Origin of the sequence: Providencia sp. PROV268 (genome assembly GCF_028477805.1) — a bacterium.
Classification (GTDB): Bacteria; Pseudomonadota; Gammaproteobacteria; order Enterobacterales; family Enterobacteriaceae; genus Providencia; species Providencia stuartii.
In genome coordinates this window covers 1-2,606 of record NZ_JAMPLW010000049.1, presented here as the reverse complement: position 1 = coordinate 2,606, position 2,606 = coordinate 1, and the positions used below count along the sequence as shown (strand labels likewise).

Here is a 2,606-nt window from a genome sequence, read left to right as displayed (position 1 = left end):
TGACTGCGTACCTTTTGTATAATGGGTCAGCGACTTATATTCTGTAGCAAGGTTAACCGAATAGGGGAGCCGTAGGGAAACCGAGTCTTAACTGGGCGAATGAGTTGCAGGGTATAGACCCGAAACCCGGTGATCTAGCCATGGGCAGGTTGAAGGTTGGGTAACACTAACTGGAGGACCGAACCGACTAATGTTGAAAAATTAGCGGATGACTTGTGGCTGGGGGTGAAAGGCCAATCAAACCGGGAGATAGCTGGTTCTCCCCGAAAGCTATTTAGGTAGCGCCTCGTGAACTCATCTTCGGGGGTAGAGCACTGTTTCGGCTAGGGGGTCATCCCGACTTACCAACCCGATGCAAACTACGAATACCGAAGAATGTTATCACGGGAGACACACGGCGGGTGCTAACGTTCGTCGTGAAGAGGGAAACAACCCAGACCGCCAGCTAAGGTCCCAAAGTCATGGTTAAGTGGGAAACGAAGTGGGAAGGCTCAGACAGCCAGGATGTTGGCTTAGAAGCAGCCATCATTTAAAGAAAGCGTAATAGCTCACTGGTCGAGTCGGCCTGCGCGGAAGATGTAACGGGGCTAAACCATGCACCGAAGCTGCGGCAGCGACATGTAAATGTTGTTGGGTAGGGGAGCGTTCTGTAAGCCTGTGAAGGTGTGCTGCGAGGCATGCTGGAGGTATCAGAAGTGCGAATGCTGACATAAGTAACGATAATGCGGGTGAAAAACCCGCACGCCGGAAGACCAAGGGTTCCTGTCCAACGTTAATCGGGGCAGGGTGAGTCGACCCCTAAGGCGAGGCAGAAATGCGTAGTCGATGGGAAACAGGTTAATATTCCTGTACTGGTGATAATTGCGATGGGGGGACGGAGAAGGCTAGGCTGGCCGGGCGACGGTTGTCCCGGTTTAAGGATGTAGGTGGGTGAATTAGGCAAATCCGGTTCGCTATACACTGAGGTCTGATGACGAGTCACTACGGTGGCGAAGTAGCTCATGCCCCGCTTCCAGGAAAAGCCTCTAAGCTCTAGATTATCATTAATCGTACCCCAAACCGACACAGGTGGTCAGGTAGAGAATACTCAGGCGCTTGAGAGAACTCGGGTGAAGGAACTAGGCAAAATGGTGCCGTAACTTCGGGAGAAGGCACGCTGGCATTAGGTGAAGTGGTTTACCCATGGAGCTGAAGCCAGTCGCAGATACCAGCTGGCTGCAACTGTTTATTAAAAACACAGCACTGTGCAAACACGAAAGTGGACGTATACGGTGTGACGCCTGCCCGGTGCTGGAAGGTTAATTGATGGGGTTATCCGTAAGGAGAAGCTCTTGATCGAAGCCCCAGTAAACGGCGGCCGTAACTATAACGGTCCTAAGGTAGCGAAATTCCTTGTCGGGTAAGTTCCGACCTGCACGAATGGCGTAATGATGGCCAGGCTGTCTCCACCCGAGACTCAGTGAAATTGAACTCGCTGTGAAGATGCAGTGTACCCGCGGCAAGACGGAAAGACCCCGTGAACCTTTACTATAGCTTGACACTGAACATTGAGCCTTGATGTGTAGGATAGGTGGGAGGCTTTGAAGTGTGGACGCCAGTCTGCATGGAGCCAACCTTGAAATACCACCCTTTAATGTTTGATGTTCTAACGTTGCCCCATAATCTGGGGTGCGGACAGTGTCTGGTGGGTAGTTTGACTGGGGCGGTCTCCTCCCAAAGCGTAACGGAGGAGCACGAAGGTTGGCTAAGCATGGTCGGACATCATGCGGTTAGTGCAAAGGCATAAGCCAGCTTGACTGCGAGAGTGACGGCTCGAGCAGGTACGAAAGTAGGTCTTAGTGATCCGGTGGTTCTGAATGGAAGGGCCATCGCTCAACGGATAAAAGGTACTCCGGGGATAACAGGCTGATACCGCCCAAGAGTTCATATCGACGGCGGTGTTTGGCACCTCGATGTCGGCTCATCACATCCTGGGGCTGAAGTAGGTCCCAAGGGTATGGCTGTTCGCCATTTAAAGTGGTACGCGAGCTGGGTTTAGAACGTCGTGAGACAGTTCGGTCCCTATCTGCCGTGGGCGTTGGAAGATTGAAAGGGGCTGCTCCTAGTACGAGAGGACCGGAGTGGACGCACCGCTGGTGTTCGGGTTGTCATGCCAATGGCACTGCCCGGTAGCTAAGTGCGGAAGAGATAACCGCTGAAAGCATCTAAGCGGGAAACTTGCCTTGAGATGAGTCTTCCCTGACTCTTTAAGGGTCCTAAAGGAACGTTTAAGACGAAGACGTTGATAGGCTGGGTGTGTAAGCGTAGCGATACGTTGAGCTAACCAGTACTAATGAACCGTGAGGCTTAACCTGACAACACCGAAGGTGTTTTAGAGAGACGATTGTTGAAGTGCACGAGATAGAGTGGTGCGAGAAATCAGCTTGTTCAAGATTGCAGTTCTGGTTTGCGGTGTAGACGCGAACGGGAACGAAACCGAATTTGTCTGGCGGCAATAGCGCGGTGGTCCCACCTGACCCCATGCCGAACTCAGCAGTGAAACGCCGTAGCGCCGATGGTAGTGTGGGGTCTCCCCATGTGAGAGTAGGGAACTGCCAGACATCAAA

General features: G+C 52.5%; 2 rRNA genes. Both read left to right on the top strand.

Annotation, left to right across the window (positions count from 1 at the left end):
• A 23S ribosomal RNA gene (locus PR699_RS19440) occupies positions 1 to 2,354 on the top strand; the annotation flags it as partial.
• 130 nt (positions 2,355 to 2,484) lie between these two features.
• Positions 2,485 to 2,600: ribosomal RNA gene (gene rrf / locus PR699_RS19435) — 5S ribosomal RNA — on the top strand.
• Positions 2,601 to 2,606 lie beyond the last annotated feature (6 nt).